The sequence below is a fragment of the Coleofasciculus sp. genome (genome assembly GCF_046565525.1).
In the GTDB taxonomy this organism is placed as follows: domain Bacteria; phylum Cyanobacteriota; class Cyanobacteriia; order Cyanobacteriales; family Coleofasciculaceae; genus Coleofasciculus.
Genome location: NZ_JBKHUP010000013.1, coordinates 76600 through 98507, shown reverse-complemented (window position 1 = coordinate 98507; position 21908 = coordinate 76600). Strand labels below are relative to the sequence as shown.

Below are 21908 nucleotides of genomic sequence, written 5' to 3'. Positions count from 1 at the left end.
GTTGTCGCGTTTGATGTGGGTGTGGGCGAAGCATTCGCGTTTTCATTTGATGAAACAACCGACATATCTGGGCGCGATGTTGGGGATGGGGGATGGAGGATGGGAGATGTTGTCGCGTTTGATGTGGGTGTGGGCGAAGCATTCGCGTTTTCATTTGATGAAACAACCGACATATCTGGGCGCGAATGCTTCGCCCCTACGGGGTTTACCGGGTTTACCGGGTTTACGGGGTTTACGGGGTTTACCGGGTTTACCGGGTTTACGGGGTTTACCGGGTTTACCGGGTTTACCGGGTTTACGGGTGCGGGGTTTGATGTATCTCCTCGGATTTGTTTGGCGGATTGACAGGCGTTTAAAATACAGACGGGAATTCCTTTTCCGGTTAATAAATTGGCTAATTCTGACGCCTCCACCGGATCAGCCTTTCCCTGAGTTTCCCCCTCCAAAAATAGAAACGCCTTCACTCCCGGATATGGAGAAATATCCTCTCGCCCCCACCGCGCCTGAAATGTATACCGCTTCTTTTCTATCCCCTTGTGCACTTGGTCATAACTCATCAATGAGCCATGGGCGTCAAAATGAATAATATGATAATATCCCGCCCCTTTCTCCTCTAGATGTTTCGATAAGGCTTGATACGTTCCCGGACGCAATAACTCCACATTCACCCGTAACTTTGCCGTCTCAATCGCTTCAATTAAGGGACGGGAAATGGTACGATAGCCTACATCCCTTTCCTGATCCGGTCGTGCTGTCACCAAGAGTAAATTAATTACCGGAAATGCTGGCATACTTGCGCCAATGGGAACCGGTTTAGTATGCTTCCGCAGCATCAGACAATCCACCGCCAGGGGACGGGGTAAATCCGGATCACGCAGGGCTTCCCAATGGAGGGCTTGAAACTCTGGCGTCTGGCTTTCAATCTCAATTAGAATCTGACTTAAATTCCCCCGGATTTGCCGATACTCGCTATAGGCGTCAATATTGGTTCTAAATACCTGCTCAAATAATTGTTCCCCGTAAGCCTTAACCGATTCCTTCGCCTGTTCCGCCTTCACTGTTCCCAATTGGGGAAAAACCAGCCATTCCTCAAAATACCATTCCAGAATCTGTTCTTGTTTCGGGGTGAAAGGATCAGTAATCGCGATGGGATAATTCACCCGCCCATCAAAACTGAGAGTCGCAGTAAATCCGCTATCCGTTGACTGCTGTTCCCGAATCGTAATAATGGTCATTGGTTATGAGACTATTCAGGCAAATCTATACTAAACCGATAAATATCAAGACATTGAATAACCCTATACTATCCAATCCGGTTAAACAGCTTCACTAAAACACATACTCTACTTCCACAATTTCTGTATATTCAAACTCATTCGGACTCGGTTTGACTAAATCATAACGAACGCCTCCTAGTTCCATCCAGTCGCGATCGCACTCTGGTTTGGGTGAATTGTAAACCAGGACATATTCTCGACTGATATAGGGTTCCATCTCTTTCGCCACCTCCCCTCGCCATTGAGTCTTGGTGACTAACACGACTAACTGATTAGCTAAAGTAGGAAGGGTTTGAGCAATTTGGCGGCGGTAAATTTCATCTAAACTGCCAAAGGGTGAATCCATAACGATGGGAAATGTGCTACTGTCGGGTCCCATCAGCGCGTGTTCTTGAATCCAATCCCGCACCCGATCAATAATTCCACCAATAAAAGAAAGGCTGAGAATTTGGTTTTCTCCTGTAGACGCCGCCACGATTTCCTCGTTTCCCGTGGTGGTTTCCACTAAAGTTAATTCATAGTTCTCATTCAGTTTAGGGAGATAGGGGGTGAAGGAAATCCCGGCAAAAATTTCCTGGACTCGCTTTTCTAATGACGTGCGAAACTGATTATCTAGTCGGATTCTGACTTCGATTAACCGTTCAATAGCATCCTGAGTTGCAGCAATCCGTCGCTGCGCCAAGGCTTGTTTCGCTTCATTCATTTTATGCTTGGCAATTTGCTTGAGTATGGCTTGGATATCAGTGTTTAACTGTTCAATTTTATGCTGATTTGAACCCTTTTCTAAGGTTAAATCGCGAAAGGTTGTATCGATTTCATCTAAGCGCTTTTGCAGTTGACTAATATCCTCATCTGGAAACGTGATCAGTTTCTTTCTAATATCATCGAGTTGGGTTTCAATGCGAGAGAGTTCTGCTCGTTCTTGAGATAGAATCATCTGTTGCTGATCAATATCTGTCCAAAATCCGGGGATTTGCCGTTTAATTTCACTAACCTGTACTCCTAAACGAATCGCCGTTTCTTCCACATCAGCTAATCCGGCTTTATCCATCCAGGCTGCAACCTGCTGATAGGCTGAGGTTCCTTCCTGTAATGGGGTACCACAGATACAGCGCTGGCTGTGCAGTAAATCCTGGACAAATTGCTGTTTAATCCCCACCGGAAGTTCGCCGCGCGATCGCAACTCTTCGACAATGGAGTGAAAGTCTGTAATCATCTGCGATAGCAACACGGTATAGCCGCGTGTAGACAGGATACGTTTGAGGCTATCTTTGGCTTGTTTGAGCTGTTCTCGATGTAATATTTGCTGCGCTTCGAGTTCATCCCGTAGCTGTTGCAACTCTGTCGCGCCACCGAGTTCTAATAAGCGACTACTCAAGGTTTGCTTTAATTCATCGTGGTGGGCTAATTCCTGGTCAATTTCCACTTGTCGATTTGCCAGGTTGTGACTTTTTTGTTCGAGTTGCTTTTGTTCTTTGAGCAGTTTTTGAGTTTCTGAATCGCCAATTAAAGATAATTCAGATTCTAAGCTTTTTCTGGCTTCCTTGAGATGCTTGATTGAGCGATTTAACACCTCGACGCCGAGCAACGTCTTCGTCGCTTCAGCAATGTCGGCTTTTTTATCAGATCGGACAATTTGCTCGATCCGCTCCCCGTCAAAGAAGAAGTATTGATGTAAACTTGCAGGTAAGATGCGCCCTATGATATCCTCTGGCAGTTGTTGCGGTAGGAGCCAGCGACCATCATCATCGGCAATTTGCAGGTATAGTTCACTTTTACCCTGTTCCACCCCCGCTTCCGTCTTGTAAGCACGGCACAGTCGCTTTGCCTGATAGCGTTTATTCTGATGCTCAAAACCAATTTCTACCCAACATTCTACCGATTCTTTCAGGGCGGCTTCGTTAATTGCCCGTTTGTTCACCAGTTGTTCTTGAGACGCAAACGCCGCCGTGAATTTCTCGTACAGAACCCAGGTAAAGGCATTTAATAGCGTAGTCTTTCCGGCTCCGTTGTTCCCATGAATCACCGTCGTATTGCGATCGCCAGTTGCCAGAGTGATTTCTGGTGTCTTACCGTAAAACTGGCGAAAGTTGCACAGCCGGATTGACCTCAACTTCATTGTACTTCTTCCTTGACAATTCTCAAGATGTCATCATTAATATAGCGGGGGATCTTCATATAAAGCTTATCTTTTTCGGCTTGTAACACTCTCTCTATAATCTGACGCACCTCTGGCGACGCACTGGTAATCGGTTCTTGTACGTCAAATAACGCCCCCTGTCGATTATAGGCGGAACGCTTTTCCGATAAAATTCTGGAGATTGCTTGAGTGGCTATGTCTGGATATTTAAAAGTCATCACATCGGGGGTTGACGAAACCTTAAATTACGATTATATTCATTCTTTATTTGTATTTCTTTATGAAATCTTTAACTTATGTGTTGTATTTACTCCCAGAGGAAAATAATGTAATGTATACTTAATTTAAGCAGGGTGTTTGTTCATGAAGAATCATGCATTTAGTTAAACGATGGTCGCTTTGTTGGCTTTTAAGGAGTAGGATTAAAAGCTGACTTGAGAAGGTTGTTCATGGTCTGTGACGGTTACAGCTCACGGATACATGATTATCGGTAAGACTAGGTGGTCGTTATTGTTCATCACCTTTCTACCTTGTTTTGATGTCACTCTCTACTATAACAACCTAAGACCTGATGGTGGGTAGGCTAGGTTAGTTATAACCCCATAAAGATTCATCACAATTCTCTGCATACAAACCTATTGAGGCACAGACGATACCCTGATTTTCCAGGGAGTCTATGCCACAACCTCATTGTCCACATTAGTAATAACTGTGAAGACCTCTCATGAAAAAACCAATCGTCGCTCTAGGATTTACCGTCCTTTCCTTCATGTTGCCCGCAGAGGCTTTAGCGGCTACATTCAGCAAACTGTATGTCTTTGGGGATAGTCTCTCAGATCCCGGTAACATTTACAATGCCACAACTGCCGCTAATATTCTACTGCCTGAACAACTTGAAATACCCGTTGAACCTACGATTCCTCCCTACGACGAGGACGGACGTTTTTCTAATGATTTAGTTTGGAGCGATTATTTAGCACAGGATTTAGGAATAAATCTGATACCTTCTACAGAATTATCCGTGTTGTTTCCCGGTTCTAATATACCTTCTCCTATCGCATTCGTTAACGGTCAACCTCAAGTTAGCCCATTCTTTAATGGTGCGACAGCTACCAACAGCGTAAACTTCGCCTTCGGTGCAGCTCAAACGGGTACTCAAGGGGTGGGTGAGCTTGGTGAACTGATACCAGGAATATTAACTCAGGTTGATTGGTTTGAAGATGACCTAGCGGTAGCGGGTCAACAAGCCGATGAGGATGCACTCTATATTGTATGGGGAGGTCCTAATGATTATCAGCTTGTATCTGACCCTAACCCCATGCAAACAGTAGGCAATTTAGCTGAAGCGGTACAAACGCTCTACGATTTAGGGGCGCGTAATTTCCTCGTACCCAATTTGCCAGATTTAGGCAAAACCCCTCGCGTACTGAGCATGGGTAATGACATGTCCATGGCTCTTACCTCATTATCTCAGACCCATAACACTCTATTAGGTGCAAGTCTTGATAACTTGAGTCAATTGGATAACATCAATATCGTACAGCTTGATGCTTTTTCGCTCCTGAATAAAACCATCGCCAATCCAGAAGCAAAGGGTTTCACCAATGTCACCGACTCTTGCATTGAACCCCTCAAGGATGACGGGAAATTAGATGGAACACAAGATTTTAAAGTCTGTGACAATCCAGACGAGTATTTATTCTGGGATGGGATTCACCCAACCACCGTCGCCCATGAACAACTCGCTACCGATGCATTCTTAGCCCTGGAGTCAGAACCGCAGTCGGTTCCTGAACCCGGTTCATCCGCCGCATTGGGATTGTTGGGACTCGGTTGGTTAGCCCACAAGAAATTCAAGAGAGCCCAGCAGAAATCTAAGACAGAAGAGGAGAGTTTAACGACTTAATTATTGGGCTTAGTCGGGGCGGGTTTAGTCACATCTGGGTAAACCAGGAACGATAACAGTAAAACCCGCCCCTACACCTTCGGGTTTAGTCACATCTGGGTAAACCAGGAACGATAACAGTAAAACCCGCCCCAACACCCTACCGATTGGGTTAAATCGGATTTAGGGTGATGAACTTTATAGGTCCAGCAACCCATACCGTTTTTGAAGTTGCAGCAATTTCAGTCGGGCTTCTCCCGCATTATCAGCTAAGTCAGCAAACTCTAAAAACCGTTTTAACTCTTTTTTCAGTAAATTCCGTTCCACATCTAAGGTTTCTCGCCCTAAATCTGGAGGGAGAACAATCATATCAAATAACGTCGCCCGTTCCTTATCAGGATGCGGACGCAAAATCCGCCCCCGTCGTTGAATAAACTGGCGGGGATTCCCACTACTGGCAAGAATAACAGCCGTTTGAATCGCCGGAATATCTACTCCTTCATCAAGACAGCGAATCGCCACCAATCCTTGTAATTTCCCGGTTTCAAATTGATGACGCAATTCCTCTCGTTCCGTTAACGGTGTGTCTGCTGTATAGGTATTAATCCGATATCCCAGTTCAATTCCTAATAACCGGGTTACTGCTGCTAATTGACGAGTGGTTTCCTGACTCACATTCCCTTCAACTGAACCATCTCCACAATAAAATAAGGTGTGATAAGTTTCTAACCGTTGTGCCATTAACTCTCGCAATGCGGTTAACTTATTAGCGGCTGACCCAATTAAACGGGCGCGTTGCATTAAGAGGGCGGTTACAGTATCATTATTCTGGATGTCGCTATCTTGATTATCCATTAGCGCCCAGCCAATGCGTTTAGTAAACTTGGCATAGGCGATTGATTCGGTTTCGGTTAATTCCACTAATATCGGATAATAGAGATAGTTAACTAATGCCCCTTGGCGAATCGCATCGGCTAGAGTTAGTTCAGGTTGCAAGACTGAGCCAAAATAGTTGAATAACCCTTGGGTTCCTTCTTCATCAAAATAGCGTTCTGGTGTAGCCGATAGGGCAAGCCGTAAGCCAATGTTGCGTGGTAAACTTTCTTCCAAGCGTCGAGACCCTAAGTTATGGGCTTCATCACCCACAATTAAGCTTTTTGGGGGAAGGTACTTGAGTTGAGATTGTAACCTCTCTGTGATCAATGTGGCGTTGGTGGTGATAATCGTCAGAAAGGATTGATTACCCGATTGTAAGTTATAAAGGGCACAAGAGAGTTGATTTTGCCAATGGTGTACACTTTCAAACGCCAGAATCGGTTTTAGATTAAACGTCTGACATTCTCGCGCCCATTGGGTAACCAGATGGCGATAGGGACAAACAACGAGTAAGACTTGTAAGCCAATTTGGTGATAGAGTTGGGTTGCGATCGCGAGTGCGGTAATTGTCTTGCCACTCCCTGTTGCCATCTTCAGCGTACCACGTCCCTGATTGCCAAACCAGTTGGTTACCGCTTGTTGCTGATAGGAACGCAGGTGCAGGGATGGGGGTATCCGGGGACAGCCTAGTGATATCATGTATTGAAGGCAGATGGTTCCAAGGGAAGACGTACCGTAGGGGCGCATGGCGTGCGCCCAATCGCATGGCGTGCGCCCAATCGCATGGCGTGCGCCCAATCGCATGGCGTGCGCCCAATTAATTTATGTGCAGCAAACCCGAAATAATAACGTTTTCGATAGATATGATAACCTAGTCGGGGCGGGTTTAGTTACATCGGTTACGAGGTAAGAAATGTTAGTCGTAAAACCCGCCCCTACACAAGATTCAAGACGTAGCATGGCGCGTCTCTACAACGTCCCAACCCGTTCCCCGATAGCCAAAACTAAATAATTCCGGATGCAGAATTTCTGCCAAAATTTCTAAGGAATCAACTAATCGGGGTCCTGGACGATTAAAATAGGCATTCCCATCAGTAATATAGACTCTCTTATTCCGTACCGCCTGTAACTCTGACCATTCTGGACGCTGGCTTAACTGCTGGGTTTCTTTACGGGTGCGCTCTAAATCAAAACCACAGGGCATAATAATCATAACCTGGGGGTCAGTTTTCAACAGTGCGTCCCATTCTAAGTACGGTGAATGCTTACCCAAGGCGGCAAATAAATGATGACCCCCCGCCATATCAACTAATTCGGGAATCCAGTTTCCACTCGCCATTAACGGATCAGTCCATTCGATCGCGGCGACTGTGGGTTGATCTGCTAGGGATAGGTTCTGTGTCTTTTGCTGAATCGCCTCCACACGAGACTGGAGTTGACTGAGTAAGGGTTGCGAGTCTACCCCTAATGTAGCCGCCACTCGTTCAATATCTGCCCAAACCTCGCTAAGTTGATTCGGTTGCAAGGAAATCACTTTCGGCTGGCTACGGGTGAGTTGAGCAACCGCTTTCTCCACCTCTGGAAAATTTACCGCACAGACATCACATTGATCTTGAGTAACAATATGGGTGGGTTGTAACTTTTCCAGGATATCGATTTTAATTTGGTATATACTCAGGGCATCCTTGACTAAGCGACGCACATCCCGGTCAATTTGGGCGCTGGGTTTTTCTGCATCCAGTCGCGCCTCGGTACAAACGGGGCGATTCTGGATTTCGGGAGGATAGTCGCATTCGTGCGATCGCCCGACAATTGCATCGGTTAAGCCTAAGGCGGCGACTATTTCGGTGGCGCTGGGGAGTAGGGAGACTATTTTTAGGTCAGAGGTTGGCATGATGGAGTGAAGATTATATTTTTTCAACGCAGAGGTACGCAGAGGGGTACGCAGAGGGGCGCAGAGGATTTGAGAGGTTTTGAGGGAAGGTTTTGTAGAATTCGAGAAACGATAAGTTATCTCCTGACAAGTTTGCTTTAGGGGGTAAAGCACTCACTCGAAATTCATGACGTTGGATTTGTTAATCTAACCGGATTTTTGTGTTAAAACTTGTACTATTATCCGATGCCAAAGTTTAGGTGATTTAGTTCTAATATGAAAGCATTACTTGTCTATCCCCTTTTTCCCAAGACATTCTGGTCTTATGAAAAAATATTAGAATTAGTCGATCGCAAAGTTTTACTTCCTCCGTTAGGGTTGGTCACTGTTGCGGCTATTTTACCACAGACGTGGGAGTTTAAACTGGTTGATCGCAATATCCGAGCCGTCACTGAAGCGGAATGGGAATGGGCGGATATTGTGATTCTCTCGGCGATGATTGTGCAAAAAGGGGATTTACTGGCGCAAATCCGGGAAGCTAAACGGCGAGGGAAGCGTGTCGCTTGTGGTGGTCCTTTCCCTACCTCTGTTCCCGATGAGGTGCAGGAGGCGGGGACTGATTATCTGATCTTAGATGAAGGCGAAATTACATTACCTCTGTTTGTTGAGGCGATTCAACGGGGAGATGAGACAGGAATCTTCCGCGCTAATGGGGAAAAGCCGAATGTGACAACCACGCCAATTCCTCGGTTTGATTTATTGGAATTTGACGCTTATGATTCAATGTCGGTGCAATTCTCGCGGGGTTGTCCGTTTCAATGTGAATTTTGCGATATTATCGTCCTCTATGGACGCAAGCCCCGGACGAAAACACCCGCCCAGTTATTGGCAGAATTAGACTATCTCTATGAACTGGGATGGCGGCGGGGTGTGTTTATGGTCGATGATAACTTCATTGGCAATAAACGGAATGTCAAGTTATTGCTGAAAGAATTAAAGGTTTGGCAAGAAGCACACCAGTATCCTTTCCGATTTAATACCGAAGCCTCCATTGATTTGGCGGAAGATCCCGAACTCATGCAATTAATGGTCGAGTGCTATTTTGATGCTGTCTTTCTGGGAATTGAAACACCGGATGAGGATAGTTTACAGTTGACTAAAAAATTCCAAAATACCCGCAGTTCACTGGCGGAATCTGTGGATATTATTACTGAGGCTGGATTGCGGGTGATTGCTGGCTTTATTGTCGGCTTTGATGGCGAGAAATCTGGTGCCGGTTCGCGGATTGTCCGATTTGCGGAACAGACGGGAATTCCAACGACAACCTTTGCCATGTTGCAAGCCTTACCCAATACAGCCTTGTGGCATCGATTGGATAAGGAGGGACGACTCCGGGGGAAAGATGGCAATATTAACCAGACGACTTTAATGAATTTTATCCCCACGCGACCTTTAGAAGAAATTGCCAGGGAATATGTTGAAGCGTTTTGGCAATTATATGAGCCAGAGCAATATTTAGATCGGGTGTATCGGTATTTTCTTAAACTGGGAGAACCGAAGTGTAAACCCCCGTTTAAATTGCCGAGTTGGGTGGATTTAAAGGCAGTGGCGATTGTCTGTTGGCGACAGGGAGTGAAACGGAAAACACGCTGGAAGTTTTGGCATCATTTGTTTAGTATGATTCGGCGGAATCCGGCGGTTTGGGAGCATTATTTAATTGTTTGCGCTCACAACGAGCATTTTATGGAATATCGTCATATTGTTAGGGAGCAGATTGAGGGACAGTTGGCGGAGTTTTTAGCACAGCAGGAAAAGTCGAAAGCCTCTACAGAGAATCGGAAAAATCCGGTGATTGTATAGTAAACAATTACGCATAGCCTCTACTTGTAGCGGCATGACACAGCTAAAATTTTGGAATAGATTTTACTGATTTCTGGGCACACGTCGGTCATGCGTGTCAACTTAAGCCACAACCCTTACCAATTCTCGTTTCCAGCTTTTAGCTGGAAATGCTATTCAGCGGCTCTGCCGCTAGTAGGAAATTACGTATAGCCTCTACTTGTAGTGGCATGACACAGCTAAAATTTTGGAATAGATTTTACTGATTTCTGGGCGCACGTCGGTGCGCCCCTACTCCATCTAATTAGGTGTTCAATAGGGTTTTTGGTGTAATGTTTGAATGAGACTCGATAGTTAATGAAGTGAGACATCAGGTATGCTGGTTGAGTTCAGTGTAGAAAATTATCGTTCATTTAAAGAACGGCAAACCTTAAGTATGGTGGCTTCGGAAGATGAAGTGATGCTCCATAGCAATAGTTTTCCTATGCCAAGAACGAAGGATCTACACTTACTCACCAGTGCTGTAATCTATGGTGCAAATGCATCTGGCAAGAGTAATTTACTGCGAGCCATGCAGACATTACGGAATATTGTGGTTAGTTCAGCATCTCGTATGCAAATGGGTGATAAGTTTGATATTGAACCATTTTTGTTGAATGCTGAATCCAAAAAGCAACCCACTAGCTTTGAAGTTATTTTTATAAATAATCAAATTCGTTATGAATACGGACTGACTTTAGACGAAAAGCGAGTTTATGAAGAATGGCTACTTGCCTATCCTAAAGGGCGTGCCCAGACTTGGTTTTCTCGTACTTACAATCCAGAAAATCCAGACTTCAAGGCAGATGATGGCTATGAATGGTCGTTTGGAACAGGATTAAAAGGAGAAAAGGAACGAATTAAAAAATTTGTGCGCCCCAATTCTTTGTTTCTATCTCATGCTGCCCAAAATAATCATCCTCAGCTTACAGAAGTATTTCAGTGGTTTAGAACAAACTTAAATCTGATTAGTCCAGATTTTTCTAGTCCATACACTGCTCATAGATGTCAGGAAGACAAAGAATTTTGCCAAGAAGTTGTTAATCTTCTTATTCAAGCAGATATTGGTATATCAGATATAGAGATAGAAATGCGCTCTTTTTCGTCCTTGCCAGATGAAATTAAAACAGTATTTGAAAATATCACAGACGTTATTCAAAGGAACGAAAATAATAATAAAACTCCAAAAATGAATGCGGATGACTTTCATATTTTAGGGATTCAAGCTATGCATAAGATGATGGATTCTGAAAAATTTGTACCACTGGACATGGGTGATGAATCTGAAGGAACACAACGTTTATTTGAACTTGCTGGACCTTGGCTGAACGTTCTTAAAGATGGAGAGCTTTTAATGATTGATGAACTGGATAGAAGCCTACATCCAGTTTTGTCAACAGCCTTAGCTAGAATCTTTAATAATCCAGATATAAATAAAAACAATGCTCAATTGATATTTACAACTCATGATACGAGTCTTCTCGATGGAGAAATTTTCCGTCCCGATCAGATATGGTTTACAGAAAAAGATAAAAGTATGACCAAGCTCTACTCCTTACATGAATTTAAGCCTTGTGAGGATGAATCCCTACAAAAAGGTTATCTAAAAGGTCGATATGGAGCTATTCCATTTGTCGGTGGACTCAATATTTAAACTATGCCAAAGCAGCGAGGAAAACCTGAGGAAAAACTAAGGCGTCAAAAACGGTATAGGCAACCGAGAAAATTATTCTCATTGTTGTTGAAGGTGAAACAGAATACAATTATTTTTCTGACTTAAAAGATGATTTAAAATTACCTACAACTAACATAAAGGTAGTTTCAGGTTCTGGTGGCTCTTGCGTCAATATCGTTGAAAATGCTATTCAGCTCTGTAATGAAAATGATTATGAGGAGGTCTTTTGCATCTTTGATGGGGATAGACCAGAATATAAGAAAGCTAGAGAGAACGCCCATAGATATTCAATTAAGCCAATTTTGTCTATTCCCTGTTTTGAGTTTTGGTTTTTACTCCATTACCGCTATACGAGTAGTCCCTTTGAAAATTGCAAACAAGTGATCGAGCAGTTAAATAGGGAATTGAAGCAAGTCGGCATTGAAGATTATGATAAAAGCCAATCAGGTTACTACGGTTTACTGAAACCAAAACTTAATCAAGCTATTGCGAATGCTCAAAAATTAGAAAAGCAATTATCAGAGAGTGATAACCCATCAACTAAAGTACACCATATAGTCACCCACCTGCAAGCACAGAAAGATTTTAGCAGTTAACTTCTTCTCAAATTCCCAATGACTGTTTTCTATGTTCATCTTTTACTCTACAATTTTTATGAACCAAGCCGTATTGGGTTAACTACAGAATTTGACGTATGAGCCAAGCCTTACAAGAGATGCAGCGTAGTGCAGGAGCAACGTTTGAGCCAGTTGCCCAAGTGCAAGTGCCAACCAGTTTCGGCAATGATGCAGCCGCTATACAAGCCGCGCGTCAAGGGGTGGCTTTAGTTGACCTATCCCATTGGGGACTGCTGAAAATCTCCGATGACGATAGACTGCGCTTTTTGCATAATCAAAGTACCAATGATTTCCAGAAACTGAAACCAGGACAAGGTTGTGATACGGTTTTTGTTACCTCAACTGCCCGTACTATTGATCTGGTAACCACTTACGTTACTGAAGATGCGGTATTACTTTTAGTATCTCCCAATCGGCGTCAACAGTTACTAGAATGGCTGGATCGCTATATCTTTCCTATGGATCGGGTAGAATTGGGAGATATCTCGAATGAGACTGCTATTTTTAGCCTAGTTGGACCTGAAAGTGATACCCTTTTGACCAAGCTAGGTGTCCAGTTGCCGATTGGAGAGGGATATGGCAGTCATCAACATCTAAACCTAAATGATATAGATGTGCGAATTGCTAGAGGAAGTGGTTTGGCACTCCCTGGATATACCTTAATTGTCCCCGCCAGCGATGGGGCAAAGCTATGGCAAACCTTAACTACAGCCAATGCTACACCAATGGGCGATCGCGTATGGCAGCAGTTGCGAATTGAACAAGGGCGCCCACTTCCCGATTACGAACTGACAGAGGATTATAATCCCCTAGAAGCTGGGTTGTGGAATACGATTTCCTTTGATAAAGGATGTTATATCGGTCAAGAAACGATCGCGCGGTTAAATACTTACAAGGGTGTCAAGCAGCAATTGTGGGGAGTGCGTTTACCAGCACCTGTGGAACCGGGAACCGTGGTAACCGTGGATGGGGAAAAAGTAGGCAAGTTAACCAGTTGTACTCAAACGGAACAAGGTTACTTAGGTTTAGCCTATATCCGCACCAAAGCTGGAGGCGTTGGTCTTAAGGTTCAGGTGGGAGAGGTTGACGGTGAAGTTTTGGATGTTCCCTTTTTAACCCACGAATACCATGGAAGTCAATAGGGGTGTGGTATCTACCAATAACCTCTCAACAAAACCCACCCTTGTGCCATCTGCCTTTCTTCGGTCAATGGTACTTGCGATAAAGCATCGCCTTCACGGGCTGTCCGTCTTTGATATGCCGTTGTACTACGGCGGGAACTTCATCGGGGTGAACGCGACAATACCAGGTTTCTTCAGGCAGAACCACGACTATCGGACCGTTGCCACATTCTCCTAGACAGCGGCTACCGCTAACTGTAACTCCATTGACAACAGAGGCTTGAAACGCTGCCAAGACTTTTGCTGCACCTTGTTTGCGGCAAGTACGGTGCTGACATACCAGTATTTGTCTTGTCTGTGTTGGCGACAAGTGCGGTGCTGACATACCAGTATTGGATTGAACAGTTTTCTCAATTGTAACGATGGAGATGCCTGTCTCTTGACAAATGACACAAGACAAAGGACATAAGACAAATATTAAGCTTTATTACGGCGAATTGTTAAGCTGTATTTCAAATTGAGCCGCGATCGCACCTAAGTGATGAAATCAGCCAGACGTCCGTGATACCATGCCATCCGTACCTCGAAAACGATTGGGAGAAAACATGCCTGCACTAAGGGTTGCAGTTGTTGGTTCAGGACCTGCTGGCTCGTCTGCCGCAGAGACTCTAGCAAAAGCCGGAATCGAAACCTATTTGTTTGAGCGCAAGCTAGACAATGCTAAACCCTGTGGCGGAGCCATTCCGCTCTGTATGGTTAGTGAATTTGACCTGCCACCTGAGATTATCGATCGGCGAGTCAGAAAGATGAAAATGATCTCGCCATCGAATATAGAGGTGGATATCAACCTGATAAAAGAAGACGAATATATTGGCATGTGCCGCCGCGAAGTCCTAGATGGCTTCATGCGGAACCGCGCTGCCAAGTTGGGTGCAAATTTAATTAATGGCACTGTTCATAAAGTCGATATTCCCACAAGTAATACAGAACCCTATACCCTTCACTACGCCGACCATTCCGATGGGAGTCTCAGTGGCGTACAAAAAACCCTGAAAGTAGACCTGGTGATTGGTGCTGATGGCGCTAATTCCCGCGTGGCTAAGGCAATTGACGCCGGGGACTACAATTATGCGATCGCGTTCCAAGAGCGGATTCGCCTACCAGGGGACATGATGAACTACTACGAAGACCTGGCAGAAATGTATGTGGGTAACGACGTTTCTCCTGACTTCTACGCTTGGGTCTTCCCCAAATACGACCACGTTGCCGTTGGCACGGGTACGATGAAGGTTAACCAAGCCAAAATTAAAAAGCTACAGGCGGGGATTCGCGCTCGTGCAGCCAAGAAACTCGTCGGTGGTGAAATTATCAAAGTAGAAGCACACCCGATTCCAGAGCATCCCAGACCTCGGCGAGTTGTTGGTCGGGTGGCGTTAGTTGGAGACGCAGCCGGAACAGTAACGAAATCTTCCGGTGAAGGGATTTACTTTGCGGCAAAATCAGCGCGGATGTGCGCCGAAACCATTGTCGAAACCTCCAATGGTGGAACTCGCATTCCCACGGAAGATGACCTCAAGCTTTATCTCAAGCGTTGGGATAAGAAATATGGCATCACCTATAAGGTGCTGGATATTCTGCAAACCGTATTCTATCGCTCCGATGCGACTCGTGAAGCATTTGTGGAGATGTGTTCGGATCTGGATGTGCAGCGACTCACATTTGACAGTTACTTGTACAAAACGGTTGTACCTGCTAATCCTTTAGTGCAGCTCAAAATTACTGCCAAAACCATTGGTAGTCTGTTGCGCGGAAACGCTTTAGCACCGTAATTATACCAAATCCGGGTTAGCTATCCCCGTTATAACCTAGTCCGCGCAGGCGGACTTTGTTTGTGTAGCAGCGATTTCAATCGCCGTGGCAAAAGGGGTGATAAAGGCGGATTTGGTATCATTCCTTTTGTCTGTCTATCTAATCCTAAATCTATTCCTTGGGAGTCCCCTCTTTTCTCGTAAAAGGGGGGATTCTTAGTTGTGGCTTTCTTTCTTGACAGAGGGTTGAGTAAGGGGTGCAGTTTCTTTATTGGCAATGAGGGAACCTCTTGCTATTTCACGCTTAATATAGTACACTTGTACTAACTAAAGCCAGATCCTCATGAAAACACTGCAAGCCGGACTTCAATTCCTGCGTTCCCAGTTCATGCAGCGTCAACCACCTCGCGTCCGAAAAAAGCCACCTCGTAGGCGTTATCGTTCCCCCTATCCAGTTTCCCGAATGGCAATCAATGCACCACCTCAACCTATGACGTCTCAATCCCAACCACCTTTATCATTAGAGCTTCAATCGTCTGTGCGGGTGCTACAGCAACGAACCCGAGAAGGCTGGAAACGGTTAGAGTATCAAGCTTCCCACATTAATCAGCTATCGACAGAGCTAGAAGCGGCGTTGTTAGAACTCAAAGCGATCGCGTCACAAGTTAATACTGATTGGAGAACTCTCCAGAAGGTGCAGCACTCGTCAACACAAGCGATTATCTCTAATGTCTGTGAATATCAGATCACTAAGCTACCTTTGGTGCAGTACAAACCATCGGGTGCATTTCTACTGACGTCGCGATCGGTAGATTTATTCAAAGCCGAACGGGAAGCCATCCGATTAGCACAAGTCTTGCGGCGTCGTAATCGACGTAAACGATTGAAACATTAGTTCGGTTCAAGAAGATTGTTGACTTATATAGCCAGAAGATCAATTACCAGAATTGAAAGCCGTCAATTTTAGGTAGGGTGGGCAAAAGTTATCAAGCTGGAAAGGCTCATACTATCATTCTGTGCGATTGCCAAGAGAGATAAAGAAGTTAAACAAGCACTGGGACTGGCTAAGTTACTGCTTGCTGTAATAGAACCTAACTTGAATAATCAGGATGCAGGTACAACCCAGAGATAAGTTCGACAGATACTTGATGAACATCTCGATCCAGATTATGAGCCATCACAGGCAATTCGTTCAGTATATGGTCAGTGGTTTCCTTGGCTAGTTTTACTTGATTCAGGCTGGGCGAGTCAGAATGTGAGTAAAATTTTTCCAGCAGATGAGGCTTTATCTCACCTATGGGATTCGGCTTGGGAAAGCTATATTACCTATTGATCTGTGTATAATAAGATTATCCTATCTGCTGCTATTGAAAGCAGTAATGATCAAGCTAAAAAACGGCTGTAGCACTGATTAACCGCTTAGGTGAACTTGGTCATTGGGAGTTCCGAGAGTTACTTCCGGTTGAAAGTCCCTAACTCCAAAAAGCAACTTCCGGTTGCTCTCTCTCCTTCTTAGGGTGAATGGCGCTGACTGGTATGCTGGTGGGCAGTGCCCACCCTACGGTATATCAAGGTTTCGTTAATCAAAAAATGCTTATTTCAGTGCCATTGTACTGAGGGTGATAAACAAACATTATTCTAGGATAGATTTAAGCATTTGCGTGATCACCAAAATCTATTTTGTATTTTCCTGCTACAATTTCCACCCCAGATCCAAGAGAACCCATTGGCGTACCTAGATTCTCGTAAACCTGATTAAGACGGTGAATGTTCGTCTAACCAACGTTCCAAATCCTCCAAACGATTTAAATCTAAAATCTCCTCGGTTAAATTTTCTAACTCTTGTAAAGGCAAGCTTTCAATTTTGGTACTTATCGCCTCTGGCAGTTCTCCAAAACGCTTTTTAAGTAAACGCATAACTAGAGCAATCGCTTCTTGCAAACGTCCTTTCTCTCTTCCTTTTGCTTCCCCTTGTTCTGCCGCATAGGTTATCCGCCCTTTCTCATCTTGCAACATGATCCCCCGCCGCTCCACGACTTCTAACTCTTCTACTGTCATTTTAGCTTGGTTAGCAATATTTAAAGCCAGTTCTATCTCAGACACGTCTCCCAAATTATTAGGAATATTATCAAGACTAGCCGCTTCTTTTAGAAAGTAAATCCACTTATCGCTTAAACTTGTTAACTCTGACAATGTTTTGTTGAATTTCGGTAGCTCTACAAAGATTAGCTGCAATTCTGGATCAGGATATTTAAAATTTTTGTTTTTTTCCTGAAAAACAAATTGATTTATCACATCTGGGGTATTATTAAACAGGATGAAATCCGTAATCGTTACGGCGATCACCGGATTGAGAATCAGGTGATTTTCCCCAATTCCTAACTGATTACTATAAGCTTTAGTCAGGTTGTAAACGATCCGTTTGCTAAAAGCTGTCACCCGCGCTATTTGCATTTCAATAATAACAACAGAGCCGTCAGCTAAAACAGCTTTTATGTCTAAATAAGTATCTTTTAAGGTTATTGCCTGACCTGGATTATAAGGATTGGCAATTGTCAAAGATTGAATGATTTTCTCTCCATTATAAATAATGGCATTGAGGAAACTGATTAAAACCTCTTTGCTTTGTTCTGAACCGAATATTTTTTTAAAGGCATAATCGACCTTGGGGCTGATAAATTTCATAGTTTTATCCCTGTTAAGCCTGAAGTTAAAGGAGCGCTAGTAATCTTATTTTAGTAGTAAACAAGCGTCGCGGCTTTTCTATTGGGTTGTGGTTATCCTGATGCTATTTAAAAACAATAGGGAACCTGGCGCGTGCGTAGGGGCGGGTTTCACTATTATCTTTTTGGTTGCACAAGGGATGTGACTAAACCCGCTCCGCCTTTCTCCGGTGAACGATCTCAACACCATTGGTTTTTTGGTTATATGTATATTTATATTGCAACCATAGATTTAAAGCTATGCCAGTGGTTGCCGATCGCGGCGAGTGTAATCACTGCCACAAAAATTAATCTTTATTTACAACCATCTTGCCGAAGGAAAGCCAAACCCGCGATCGCAGGTTCTATAACTGACGTAAATCTAGGGTTTTTGGGGATCAGGGCGTTTCGAGCTTAGGGGATGCGATCGCGCCAAACCCCATCTATATACCCCATTTCCCGTCAGCGTTGAGCTGGAATCAGGTCACTAAAGTGAGCCAGCTTGGTCAGCCTTGAGGTCAATTACCCGTATTTTTTGCTTTTGTTCACATTTATATAAATAAAATACACAAAACTCGAATAATTTGCTTAAATTGGCTTCAGAGTCATTCTGAACCCATAAAAGCTTTTAGGCATTCATAGGCGTCATTAGATGGAGACTTAAACCCCATCCCATTCCAACTCCCCCTTTCCTTTCCAGAGGAGTTATGTCAATAATGCGATTAGCAGGCGGTAAGCAACGGCTGACGACTCAGCCCAAGCCCAGATGCCAGCTCATTTAATAGCTACGACAACATTCCAGTTTTGATCCAAACGATAGGAGACGACGAAGCGTGAAACTCTCAGTTTATGGAAAAGGCGGTATTGGTAAGTCCACAACAAGCTGTAATATCTCCGTAGCTTTAGCCAGACGCGGCAAAAAGGTGTTGCAAATTGGCTGTGATCCGAAACATGACAGCACCTTTACCCTGACAGGCTTTCTCATTCCTACGATTATCGATACGCTTCAGGAAAAGGATTATCACTACGAAGACGTTTGGCCCGAAGACGTGATCTACAAAGGCTATGGTGGCGTTGATTGCGTCGAAGCGGGTGGACCCCCAGCCGGTGCAGGTTGCGGTGGCTATGTTGTCGGTGAGACGGTGAAGCTACTCAAAGAACTCAATGCCTTTGACGAGTACGATGTAATTCTGTTTGATGTTCTCGGTGACGTAGTTTGTGGGGGATTCGCTGCGCCTCTGAACTATTCCGACTACTGCATGATCGTTACCGATAACGGCTTCGACGCTTTATTTGCGGCGAATCGAATTGCGGCTTCCGTGCGTGAAAAAGCCCGTACCCACCCCTTGCGCCTAGCGGGACTCATCGGGAATCGTACCTCGAAGCGGGATCTGATCGATAAGTATATTGAAGCCGTACCCATTCCCGTGTTGGAAATTCTGCCTTTAATTGAAGATATTCGCATCTCTCGGGTTAAGGGAAAAACCATTTTTGAAATGGCAGAAACTGATCCGTCTCTGACACCTGTGTGTGATTATTATCTCAATATTGCCGATCAAGTATTGGCACGTCCAGAAGGAGTCATTCCCAACGACTCCCCCGATCGCGAGTTGTTCTCCTTACTGTCTGACTTCTACCTGAATCCCCCACAACCCAAGGTAACATCAGAGGAAGAAGAACTTGACCTGATGATGGTTTAATTAGTCATTGGTTATTGGTCATTAGTCATTTGTGGTTAGGTTTGTAGGTTTGTAGGGGTGAAGCATTTGGGGGACTATCTGTTGTCACTGTCACATCAATGCTTCTTCCCAAATGCTTCACCCAAACCCGAGAACCAAAAAATAAGGAACAGTTACGAAAGACAACGGACAAATGACAAATGAAAATTTTAATAAACGAAGAGAGGAGAATTAATTATGACAGCGCTTCAAAACCCCCAATCGCTAGAGTTTGAATGCGAAACTGGAAATTACCATACATTTTGCCCGATTAGCTGTGTGGCTTGGCTATATCAGAAGATTGAAGATAGCTTTTTCTTAGTGATTGGGACTAAAACCTGTGGCTATTTCCTGCAAAATGCCATGGGGGTGATGATTTTTGCTGAACCCCGTTATGCGATGGCGGAATTAGAAGAAGGAGATATTTCCGCTCAACTGAATGACTACGAAGAACTGAAGCGGTTATGTTTACAGATTAAGCGCGATCGCAACCCTAGTGTAATTGTCTGGATTGGCACTTGCACCACGGAAATCATTAAGATGGATTTAGAAGGCTTAGCGCCGAAGCTGGAAGCGGAGCTTGGGATTCCCATTGTTACAGCGCGGGCGAATGGGTTGGACTATGCGTTCACTCAAGGGGAAGATACAGTCCTCGCGGCGATGGCTCACAAATGTCCCAGTAAAGCACCAAAAGTAGAAGCGGAAAAAGAAGAACGGAATGCGATTTCCAAACTGCTCAACTTTGGACGCCAGAAAGAAGAGGTAGCGGCTGAAGAATCGGAGTATGTGGATCACCCACCCCTAGTATTATTTGGCTCGTTACCTGACCCCGTGGTGACAAACCTTACCCTAGAACTGAAGAAGCAAGGAATTAAGGTTTCTGGTTGGTTACCCGCGAAGCGATATACGGAACTCCCCGTGATTGAAGAAGGGTATTATGTCTCTGGTGTCAACCCCTTCTTAAGCCGCACCGCGACAACCTTAATGCGTCGCCGCAAGTGTAAACTAATCGGCGCACCGTTCCCCATTGGTCCCGATGGAACTCGCGCCTGGATTGAGAAGATTTGTTCGGTGTTTGGAATTGAACCGAAAGGGTTAGATGAACGGGAAGCGAATATTTGGGAAAACCTGGAAGAATATGTCAAGTTAATACGCGGTAAGTCGGTTTTCTTCATGGGGGATAACTTGCTGGAAATCTCCCTGGCTCGTTTCCTGATTCGCTGCGGGATGACTTGTCCAGAAATTGGCATTCCCTATATGGATAAGCGTTATCAAAAGGCGGAATTGGATCTGCTGGAGAAAACCTGTCAGGAGATGGGAGTACCGACACCGAAGATTATCGAGAAACCGGATAACTACAATCAAATTCAGCGAATTTATGAGTTGAAACCGGACTTGGTAATTACGGGAATGGCACATGCGAATCCCTTAGAAGCGCGAGGAATTAATACCAAGTGGTCCGTTGAGTTTACATTTGCTCAGATTCACGGCTTTACCAATGCGCGGGATATTCTGGAGTTGGCAACTCGTCCCCTGCGTCGCAATAACAGCCTCAAGGATTTGGGTTGGGATAAGTTGGTGAAAGAAGAAGCGAAGGTTTGATCTCTCCTCCTTTGAGATCTCTCCAACCCTCCGGATTCCGGGGGGTTTATTTGTTAGTTTTATGCGATGGCGATTTAAATCGCAGCTACACAAACAAAGTCCGCCTACGCGGACTAACTTATCAAGCGGGTAGTCAACCCGGAGAGGGTGCGATCGTTTGTAGTAGCCACTTTAGTGGCTAAAAAGGTTTATCGATAACTGCGAGGGCGATAAATCAGCATCATCAACCGCGTTATCCTAAGACATGACTGGATTTCAGAGGCAATTTCAATAGGACGCGATCGCACGCCGACCCAAAAACCTTGCGACCCTTGCTGGGTGCTGCTTTGGGGGGCATTTAAGAATTAAAGATAACCAACAGACTCTTGGATCGTCACCCAGATGATTATCATTCTCATTCACTTATTCATTCTCAATAAGCCTGCCGCCAAGGTAGGTACAGTCGCAATACCACAAATCATTCCCACTGAAGTGACGATGAGTGAAACGCTCTGAGTAAGAGCCTGACTAAGTTTCATGAATTTTCTCTTTCCTAAGCGATCGCGTGTCAAGGAATCAAAATTTACTGCATCTGAGCAACACATTCCCGAAAAGGCGATGAGTCTCTTATAAATAGGCGTTGTTTTCACATTAGCTTGATTGGTTTTGATTTCCACTAAGGTTAGATAGGTTAAGCTATCGAACGTCTGAGAAAAACTTCAATTTGAACATTGGTGGCACAAAGTGAAAACGGCTA

At 44.5% G+C, this 21908-nt stretch carries 17 protein-coding genes; 10 read left to right on the top strand and 7 right to left on the bottom strand.

The window, feature by feature from the left end; translation table 11 throughout:
* The 3 genes from ACLGGO_RS07035 to ACLGGO_RS07025 all read right to left on the bottom strand — a co-directional run.
* A partial coding sequence (locus ACLGGO_RS07035) for a CHAT domain-containing protein (protein ID WP_446418767.1) occupies positions 1-1235 on the bottom strand: 1235 nt, incomplete at its 3' end.
* 94 nt (positions 1236-1329) lie between these two features.
* Positions 1330-3396: an AAA family ATPase gene (locus ACLGGO_RS07030; RefSeq protein WP_446334854.1), complete on the bottom strand. Its 2067-nt coding sequence runs from the start codon at positions 3394-3396 to the stop codon at positions 1330-1332.
* The gene (locus tag ACLGGO_RS07025) at positions 3393-3635 is read right to left on the bottom strand and encodes a hypothetical protein (protein WP_446418766.1); all 243 of its coding nucleotides are present in this window, start codon (positions 3633-3635) and stop codon (positions 3393-3395) included. The genes ACLGGO_RS07030 and ACLGGO_RS07025 overlap by 4 nt, the downstream gene beginning before the upstream one ends.
* Before the next feature lie 506 nt (positions 3636-4141).
* Between ACLGGO_RS07025 and ACLGGO_RS07020 the strand changes: the two genes are divergently transcribed.
* The gene (locus tag ACLGGO_RS07020; RefSeq protein ID WP_446418765.1) at positions 4142-5323 is read left to right on the top strand and encodes an SGNH/GDSL hydrolase family protein; all 1182 of its coding nucleotides are present in this window, start codon (positions 4142-4144) and stop codon (positions 5321-5323) included.
* 177 nt (positions 5324-5500) lie between these two features.
* Here ACLGGO_RS07020 and ACLGGO_RS07015 read toward each other — a convergent pair whose 3' ends face one another.
* Positions 5501-6877 carry a DNA phosphorothioation system restriction enzyme gene (locus ACLGGO_RS07015; RefSeq protein ID WP_446418769.1) on the bottom strand — a complete coding sequence of 459 codons (1377 nt, stop codon included), beginning with the start codon at positions 6875-6877 and terminating at the stop codon, positions 5501-5503.
* Positions 6878-7124: 247 nt separating this feature from the next.
* Complete coding sequence (locus ACLGGO_RS07010) at positions 7125-8072, bottom strand: cobalamin-binding protein (protein WP_446418764.1); 948 nt, start codon at positions 8070-8072, stop codon at positions 7125-7127.
* Positions 8073-8327: 255 nt separating this feature from the next.
* On the opposite strand from ACLGGO_RS07010, the gene ACLGGO_RS07005 reads away from it, so the two are divergent.
* The 4 genes from ACLGGO_RS07005 to ygfZ all read left to right on the top strand — a co-directional run bounded on the left by ACLGGO_RS07005 (position 8328) and on the right by ygfZ (position 13363).
* A complete protein-coding gene (locus tag ACLGGO_RS07005; RefSeq protein ID WP_446334850.1) occupies positions 8328-9911 on the top strand; it encodes a B12-binding domain-containing radical SAM protein in 1584 nt (527 codons plus the stop codon).
* A gap of 355 nt (positions 9912-10266) precedes the next feature.
* Positions 10267-11583 (top strand): AAA family ATPase, encoded by a 1317-nt coding sequence (locus ACLGGO_RS07000; RefSeq protein WP_446418763.1) that lies wholly within the window; start codon positions 10267-10269, stop codon positions 11581-11583.
* 71 nt (positions 11584-11654) lie between these two features.
* Positions 11655-12200, top strand: coding sequence for an RloB family protein (locus ACLGGO_RS06995; protein ID WP_446418768.1), 546 nt, complete (start codon positions 11655-11657; stop codon positions 12198-12200).
* 98 nt (positions 12201-12298) lie between these two features.
* Positions 12299-13363 (top strand): CAF17-like 4Fe-4S cluster assembly/insertion protein YgfZ, encoded by a 1065-nt coding sequence (gene ygfZ / locus ACLGGO_RS06990; protein ID WP_446418762.1) that lies wholly within the window; start codon positions 12299-12301, stop codon positions 13361-13363.
* Between the two features lie 64 nt (positions 13364-13427).
* Here ygfZ and ACLGGO_RS06985 read toward each other — a convergent pair whose 3' ends face one another.
* The gene (locus ACLGGO_RS06985; RefSeq protein WP_446418761.1) at positions 13428-13727 is read right to left on the bottom strand and encodes a (2Fe-2S) ferredoxin domain-containing protein; all 300 of its coding nucleotides are present in this window, start codon (positions 13725-13727) and stop codon (positions 13428-13430) included.
* 220 nt (positions 13728-13947) lie between these two features.
* Between ACLGGO_RS06985 and chlP the strand changes: the two genes are divergently transcribed.
* A complete protein-coding gene (gene chlP / locus ACLGGO_RS06980; RefSeq protein ID WP_446418760.1) occupies positions 13948-15171 on the top strand; it encodes a geranylgeranyl reductase in 1224 nt (407 codons plus the stop codon).
* Positions 15172-15493: 322 nt separating this feature from the next.
* Positions 15494-16045, top strand: coding sequence for a hypothetical protein (locus ACLGGO_RS06975; protein WP_446418759.1), 552 nt, complete (start codon positions 15494-15496; stop codon positions 16043-16045).
* Between the two features lie 860 nt (positions 16046-16905).
* On the opposite strand, the gene ACLGGO_RS06970 is transcribed toward ACLGGO_RS06975, so the two are convergent.
* Positions 16906-17835: an Rpn family recombination-promoting nuclease/putative transposase gene (locus ACLGGO_RS06970; RefSeq protein ID WP_446418758.1), complete on the bottom strand. Its 930-nt coding sequence runs from the start codon at positions 17833-17835 to the stop codon at positions 16906-16908.
* A gap of 180 nt (positions 17836-18015) precedes the next feature.
* Between ACLGGO_RS06970 and ACLGGO_RS06965 the strand changes: the two genes are divergently transcribed.
* The 3 genes from ACLGGO_RS06965 to ACLGGO_RS06955 all read left to right on the top strand — a co-directional run bounded on the left by ACLGGO_RS06965 (position 18016) and on the right by ACLGGO_RS06955 (position 21172).
* Complete coding sequence (locus tag ACLGGO_RS06965; protein ID WP_446418757.1) at positions 18016-18270, top strand: hypothetical protein; 255 nt, start codon at positions 18016-18018, stop codon at positions 18268-18270.
* 415 nt (positions 18271-18685) lie between these two features.
* Positions 18686-19552 carry a ferredoxin:protochlorophyllide reductase (ATP-dependent) iron-sulfur ATP-binding protein gene (gene bchL, locus ACLGGO_RS06960; RefSeq protein WP_446334843.1) on the top strand — a complete coding sequence of 289 codons (867 nt, stop codon included), beginning with the start codon at positions 18686-18688 and terminating at the stop codon, positions 19550-19552.
* A gap of 216 nt (positions 19553-19768) precedes the next feature.
* Entirely contained in the window at positions 19769-21172 is a 1404-nt protein-coding gene (locus tag ACLGGO_RS06955) for a ferredoxin:protochlorophyllide reductase (ATP-dependent) subunit N (protein ID WP_446334842.1), read from the top strand.
* Positions 21173-21908: the final 736 nt, after the last annotated feature.

Coding starts and splice junctions, on each gene's coding strand:
- ACLGGO_RS06970 (WP_446418758.1), bottom strand. CDS start 17,835: ATGAAATTTATCAGCCCCAAGGTCGATTATGCCTTTAAAAAAATATTC.
- ygfZ (WP_446418762.1), top strand. CDS start 12,299: ATGAGCCAAGCCTTACAAGAGATGCAGCGTAGTGCAGGAGCAACGTTT.
- chlP (WP_446418760.1), top strand. CDS start 13,948: ATGCCTGCACTAAGGGTTGCAGTTGTTGGTTCAGGACCTGCTGGCTCG.
- ACLGGO_RS07020 (WP_446418765.1), top strand. CDS start 4,142: ATGAAAAAACCAATCGTCGCTCTAGGATTTACCGTCCTTTCCTTCATG.
- ACLGGO_RS07025 (WP_446418766.1), bottom strand. CDS start 3,635: ATGACTTTTAAATATCCAGACATAGCCACTCAAGCAATCTCCAGAATT.
- ACLGGO_RS07010 (WP_446418764.1), bottom strand. CDS start 8,072: ATGCCAACCTCTGACCTAAAAATAGTCTCCCTACTCCCCAGCGCCACC.
- ACLGGO_RS07015 (WP_446418769.1), bottom strand. CDS start 6,877: ATGATATCACTAGGCTGTCCCCGGATACCCCCATCCCTGCACCTGCGT.
- ACLGGO_RS07005 (WP_446334850.1), top strand. CDS start 8,328: ATGAAAGCATTACTTGTCTATCCCCTTTTTCCCAAGACATTCTGGTCT.
- ACLGGO_RS07000 (WP_446418763.1), top strand. CDS start 10,267: ATGCTGGTTGAGTTCAGTGTAGAAAATTATCGTTCATTTAAAGAACGG.
- ACLGGO_RS06955 (WP_446334842.1), top strand. CDS start 19,769: ATGACAGCGCTTCAAAACCCCCAATCGCTAGAGTTTGAATGCGAAACT.
- ACLGGO_RS07030 (WP_446334854.1), bottom strand. CDS start 3,396: ATGAAGTTGAGGTCAATCCGGCTGTGCAACTTTCGCCAGTTTTACGGT.
- ACLGGO_RS06975 (WP_446418759.1), top strand. CDS start 15,494: ATGAAAACACTGCAAGCCGGACTTCAATTCCTGCGTTCCCAGTTCATG.
- ACLGGO_RS06985 (WP_446418761.1), bottom strand. CDS start 13,727: ATGTCAGCACCGCACTTGTCGCCAACACAGACAAGACAAATACTGGTA.